Raw genomic sequence first — 202 nt, 5'->3', positions numbered from 1 at the left:
ATCAGTATAGGAGACCTCAAATTGAAAATATAGACGTGTTGTTATTCGGTGCTTACAACTCATACATGTAAATATTAGCTAATACTGCACTGTACGCAGTCAATAACGATACGTATTGAAAATAAATGAAAGGGCGTGAGCCGCGGCTTCTTGCGGTTCACGCCCTTTCTTTAGTTACGACATACTTGTTGCACTTCTTCTG

Source organism: Limosilactobacillus pontis DSM 8475 (assembly GCF_001435345.1).
GTDB lineage: Bacteria > Bacillota > Bacilli > Lactobacillales > Lactobacillaceae > Limosilactobacillus > Limosilactobacillus pontis.
Note: the sequence above shows the minus strand (reverse complement) of the source record.